Genomic DNA, 5,262 nt, shown 5'->3' on the forward strand with positions numbered 1-5,262 from the left:
CGGGTTCTCGACCGGGGCCCCGCCCCACACCACCACTACCTTTTTTGGGTTGAGTTCGGCGGTGTCCTACTCTCCCACAACCCTTCGGTTGCAGTACCATCGGCGCTGTCAGGCTTAGCTTCCGGGTTCGGAATGGGACCGGGCGTTTCCCTGACGCTAAAACCACCGAAACACTCCGAAACAACACACACCCACCGGTGTGGTGTTTCAGAACCGTAGAGTGGATGCGTAACACCTTCGTAGACAAGCCCTCGGCCTATTAGTACCAGTCAACTCAACAACACATTACTGTGCTTCCATCTCTGGCCTATCAACCCCATCGTCTCTAGGGGGCCTTAACCCACAAAAAGGGGTGGGATACCTCATCTTGGAACAGGCTTCCCGCTTAGATGCCTTCAGCGGTTATCCCTTCCGAACATAGCCAACCAGCCATGCCACTGGCGTGACAACTGGCACACCAGAGGTCCGTCCGTCCCGGTCCTCTCGTACTAGGGACAGCCTTCCTCAAGTATCCTACGCGCGCGGCGGATAGGGACCGAACTGTCTCACGACGTTCTAAACCCAGCTCGCGTGCCGCTTTAATGGGCGAACAGCCCAACCCTTGGGACCTACTCCGGCCCCAGGATGCGACGAGCCGACATCGAGGTGCCAAACCATGCCGTCGATATGGACTCTTGGGCAAGATCAGCCTGTTATCCCCGGGGTACCTTTTATCCGTTGAGCGACACCCCTTCCACCAGGAGGTGCCGGATCACTAGTCCCGACTTTCGTCCCTGCTCGACATGTCTGTCTCACAGTCAAGCCCCCTTGTGCACTTGCACTCAACACCTGATTGCCAACCAGGCTGAGGGAACCTTTGGGCGCCTCCGTTACCCTTTAGGAGGCAACCGCCCCAGTTAAACTACCCATCAGGCACTGTCCCTGAACCAGATCATGGCCCGAGGTTCAGATTCCCAATTCGACCAGAGTGGTATTTCAACAACGACTCCACCACCACTAGCGTGATCGCTTCACAGTCTCCCACCTATCCTACACAAGCCGAACCGAAAACCAATACCAAACTATAGTAAAGGTCCCGGGGTCTTTCCGTCCTGCCGCGCGTAACGAGCATCTTTACTCGTAATGCAATTTCGCCGGGCCTGTGGTCGAGACAGCCGGAAAGTCGTTACGCCATTCGTGCAGGTCGGAACTTACCCGACAAGGAATTTCGCTACCTTAGGATGGTTATAGTTACCACCGCCGTTTACTGGCGCTTAAATTCTCAGCTTCACCCCCCAAAGGGAGTTAACCGGTCCTCTTAACGTTCCAGCACCGGGCAGGCGTCAGTCCATATACATCGTCTTGCGACTTCGCATGGACCTGTGTTTTTAGTAAACAGTCGCTTTCCGCTGGTCTCTGCGGCCAACCACCGCTCCACCCGCACAGGGCTTCACAGTGCCTGGCCCCCCTTCTCCCGAAGTTACGGGGGCATTTTGCCGAGTTCCTTAACCACAGTTCACCCGATCGCCTCAGTATTCTCTACCTGACCACCTGTGTTGGTTTGGGGTACGGGCCGTGCATGCACTCACTAGAGGCTTTTCTCGACAGCATAGGATCACCCACTTCACCTCAAACGGCTACGCATCACGTCTCAGCCACACAGAACACGGATTTACCTATGTCCCAGCCTACACGCTTACACCAGTACAACCACTCACTGGCGGAGCTACCTTCCTGCGTCACCCCATCGCTTGACTACTACGGAATCAGATCCCACGCTCCACACACACAACACCATCCGAAGACAGCACCATGCGGCTTCAGGTGGTTAGTATCAACCGCCTCACCATGGGCGCACATGCTCGGGTACGGGAATATCAACCCGTTATCCATCGACTACGCCTGTCGGCCTCGCCTTAGGTCCCGACTTACCCTGGGCGGATTAGCCTGGCCCAGGAACCCTTGGTCATCCGGCGGCAGAGTTTCTCACTCTGCATTCGCTACTCATGCCTGCATTCTCACTCCCACACCCTCCACGACTGGCTTCCGCCGCCGCTTCACCGGATGCAGGACGCTCCCCTACCCATCCACACCACTACACAAAAACCCGAAAGCTCTCGCGGATGTATCGTGTGAATGACACAGCTTCGGCGGTGTGCTTAAGCCCCGCTACATTGTCGGCGCAGGACCACTTGACCAGTGAGCTATTACGCACTCTTTCAAGGATGGCTGCTTCTAAGCCAACCTCCTGGTTGTCTGGGCAATCCCACATCCTTTCCCACTGAGCACACACTTAGGGGCCTTAGCTGGTGTTCTGGGCTGTTTCCCTCTCGACGACGAAGCTTATCCCCCGCCGTCTCACTGCCACACTCTCACACCACGGTATTCGGAGTTTGGTTGATTTCGGTAACCCGGTAAGGCCCCTAGACCATCCAGTAGCTCTACCCCCGCAGTGAAACATGTGACGCTGCACCTAAATGCATTTCGGGGAGAACCAGCTATCACGGAGTTTGATTGGCCTTTCACCCCTACCCACAGCTCATCCCCTCAGTTTTCAACCTAAGTGGGTTCGGCCCTCCACGACGTCTTACCGACGCTTCAGCCTGGCCATGGGTAGATCACTCCGCTTCGGGTCTAGACCACGCGACTACACTCGCCCTCTTCAGACTCGCTTTCGCTACGGCTACCCCACACGGGTTAACCTCGCCACGCAGCACTAACTCGCAGGCTCATTCTTCAAAAGGCACGCCATCACCCATCACAGGCTCTGACGGCTTGTAGGCACACGGTTTCAGGTACTCTTTCACTCCCCTCCCGGGGTACTTTTCATCTTTCCCTCACGGTACTCGTCCGCTATCGGTCTCCAGGAAGTATTTAGGCTTACCGGGTGGTCCCGGCAGATTCACAGCAAATTCCACGAGCTCGCTGCTACTCGGGAACACCACCAAAAACAACAACACAAGCTTTCGCGTACGGGGCTCTCACCCACTCCGGCCCGCCATCCCAAGCGGTTCCACTAACTCATGCGTCACTCCGAAGAAATGTCAGTCTCTTCACGATGGGTCCCACAACACCGCACATACAACGCCTGACAGCTTGACATACGCACGGTTTAGCCTCCTCCGCTTTCGCTCGCCACTACTCACGGAATCACTCTTGTTTTCTCTTCCTACGGGTACTGAGATGTTTCACTTCCCCGCGTTCCCTCCACACCGGCTATACATTCACCGGCAGGTAACACCACATCACTGGTGCTGGGTTTCCCCATTCGGAAATCCTCGGATCACAGCTCGGTTGACAGCTCCCCGAGGCATATCGCAGCCTCCCACGTCCTTCATCGGCTCCTGAAGCCAAGACATCCACCATGTGCCCTTAACAACTTGACCACAAAGATGCTCGCATCCACTCTACAGTTCTCAAACACCACACCAGAAACAACGTGTGTTGCCTCAGGACCCAACAGCATGCCAGCAAACACCCAGCCACCCGGCATCCGTCCCCCCGTTCCACGCAGAACAAACTCCGCAGTACTAGACAGGAACCTCCACCACCACGACCGGCGATAACCAGTAGTTCCACAATTCCTTGAGCAACCCAGACAGAAACACAACCGGTTTCTCAGCCTGAGCCACCCCACACTCGGTTCCGGGTATCCCGGGAGCATGGATGTGTTGTGCTCCTTAGAAAGGAGGTGATCCAGCCGCACCTTCCGGTACGGCTACCTTGTTACGACTTCGTCCCAATCGCCAGTCCCACCTTCGACCACTCCCCCCCTAACGGGTTGGGCCATGGGCTTCGGGTGTTACCGACTTTCATGACGTGACGGGCGGTGTGTACAAGGCCCGGGAACGTATTCACCGCAGCGTTGCTGATCTGCGATTACTAGCGACTCCGACTTCACGCAGTCGAGTTGCAGACTGCGATCCGAACTGAGACCGGCTTTAAGGGATTCGCTCCACCTCACGATATCGCAACCCTCTGTACCAGCCATTGTAGCATGTGTGAAGCCCTGGACATAAGGGGCATGATGACTTGACGTCATCCCCACCTTCCTCCGAGTTGACCCCGGCAGTCTCCCACGAGTCCCCACCATCCCGAAGGACGTGCTGGCAACATAGGATAAGGGTTGCGCTCGTTGCGGGACTTAACCCAACATCTCACGACACGAGCTGACGACAGCCATGCACCACCTGTACACCAACCACAAGGGAAACCACATCTCTGCAGCTGTCTGGCGCATGTCAAGCCCAGGTAAGGTTCTTCGCGTTGCATCGAATTAATCCACATGCTCCGCCGCTTGTGCGGGCCCCCGTCAATTCCTTTGAGTTTTAGCCTTGCGGCCGTACTCCCCAGGCGGGGCGCTTAATGCGTTAGCTACGGCACGGACAACGTGGATGTCGCCCACACCTAGCGCCCAACGTTTACAGCGTGGACTACCAGGGTATCTAATCCTGTTCGCTCCCCACGCTTTCGCTCCTCAGCGTCAGTATCGGCCCAGAGACCCGCCTTCGCCACCGGTGTTCCTCCTGATATCTGCGCATTTCACCGCTACACCAGGAATTCCAGTCTCCCCTACCGAACTCAAGTCTGCCCGTATCGACCGCACGCTCCACGTTAAGCGTGGAGATTTCACGGCCGACGCGACAAACCGCCTACGAGCTCTTTACGCCCAATAATTCCGGACAACGCTCGCACCCTACGTATTACCGCGGCTGCTGGCACGTAGTTAGCCGGTGCTTCTTATCCAGGTACCGTCACCTCACGGCTTCGTCCCTGGCGAAAGAGGTTTACAACCCGAAGGCCGTCATCCCTCACGCGGCGTCGCTGCATCAGGCTTCCGCCCATTGTGCAATATTCCCCACTGCTGCCTCCCGTAGGAGTCTGGGCCGTGTCTCAGTCCCAGTGTGGCCGGTCACCCTCTCAGGCCGGCTACCCGTCGTCGCCTTGGTAGGCCATTACCCCACCAACAAGCTGATAGGCCGCGGGCACATCCCATACCGCCGGAACTTTCCACCCCCGAAGATGCCCCCGAGAGTCCTATCCGGTATTAGACCCAGTTTCCCAGGCTTATCCCAAAGTACAGGGCAGATTACCCACGTGTTACTCACCCGTTCGCCACTCATCCACACCCGAAGATGCTTCAGCGTTCGACTTGCATGTGTTAAGCACGCCGCCAGCGTTCGTCCTGAGCCAGGATCAAACTCTCCAACAATGAACAGTTCAACCAATGACTACACATCAAACTCAAAGAAAACCCAACGAGGATTCTCCAAAAACAAAAAA

At 56.4% G+C, this 5,262-nt stretch carries 3 rRNA genes; all 3 read right to left on the bottom strand.

Going from position 1 to position 5,262, the window contains the following annotated elements:
* Window positions 1–53: 53 nt before the first annotated feature.
* A 5S ribosomal RNA gene (gene rrf / locus ABD793_RS42450) occupies window positions 54–170 on the bottom strand.
* A 69-nt stretch (window positions 171–239) separates the two neighbouring features.
* Window positions 240–3,365: ribosomal RNA gene (locus ABD793_RS42455) — 23S ribosomal RNA — on the bottom strand.
* A 298-nt stretch (window positions 3,366–3,663) separates the two neighbouring features.
* A 16S ribosomal RNA gene (locus ABD793_RS42460) occupies window positions 3,664–5,191 on the bottom strand.
* Together the 16S, 23S and 5S rRNA genes form the textbook arrangement of a ribosomal RNA operon.
* Window positions 5,192–5,262 lie beyond the last annotated feature (71 nt).

Origin of the sequence: Amycolatopsis ultiminotia (genome assembly GCF_039536925.1) — a bacterium.
GTDB classification, from domain to species: domain Bacteria; phylum Actinomycetota; class Actinomycetes; order Mycobacteriales; family Pseudonocardiaceae; genus Amycolatopsis; species Amycolatopsis ultiminotia.